Source organism: Mesorhizobium sp. M7D.F.Ca.US.004.03.1.1, from assembly GCF_003998635.1.
GTDB classification, from domain to species: Bacteria; Pseudomonadota; Alphaproteobacteria; order Rhizobiales; family Rhizobiaceae; genus Mesorhizobium; species Mesorhizobium loti.
This window is the reverse complement of record NZ_RZQG01001634.1, coordinates 1-640: the sequence shown is the minus strand read 5'-3', so window position 1 is coordinate 640 and position 640 is coordinate 1. Positions and strand designations below refer to the sequence as shown.

2 pseudogenes are annotated in these 640 nt (G+C 61.4%); both read left to right on the top strand.

What is annotated here, in order from left to right:
- Nucleotides 1-349: pseudogene (locus EN935_RS39195) on the top strand (sugar ABC transporter substrate-binding protein); the annotation flags it as partial.
- Between the two features lie 93 nt (nt 350-442).
- A pseudogene (locus tag EN935_RS39190) lies at nt 443-640 on the top strand (sugar ABC transporter permease); the annotation flags it as partial.

Here is a 640-nt window from a genome sequence, read left to right as displayed (position 1 = left end):
GGACCTGTCGATCTGGACGGCGATGTATCCGTCGGGCTTCCAGCCCTACCGCAATTCGCATTTCGACATTCCGGAGTGGGTGGCGGCAGGCTATGACGAGGCCTTCATCACCTCCTACCTCAAGTCGGAAGGCGACTCGTACAACCATCCGAACGCGGCGATCGAGCCACGCATCCCCGGCATCTTCCAGTATTACAGCGCCGCCGAGGACATTCTGGCCAACACCTTCGCCGGCAAGATGAAGGCGCAGGAAGGCGCCGACGCCATTGCCGCGGCCTGGGAGAAGCTCACCGACCAGATCGGCCGCGAAAAGCAGGTCAAGCTCTACAAGGCCTCGCTCGGCATGTAGGCTGGCCTACGAACCGTGGTCCGGCGGCGAAGGCTGCTGCCGGACCACAAATAACCTGCTTCCTTTCGGAAGCCTCCTGAACGGGCGAGATTTGTGGCTGACCAGACTTCGACCGCAAACCAGTGGCCGGCAGACGCCGCCCCTTACGACCTGATTTCACCGGCCCGCAGACGGCTTGGCTTTGCATTGATGGCCGTGGCGACGCTTGGCCTGCTAGCGGTGATCGTGTTCGAGATTTTCTACAAGGCTGAAGCCGAAACCTGGCGCCCCGTCGTCTATGCCTATGTGTTG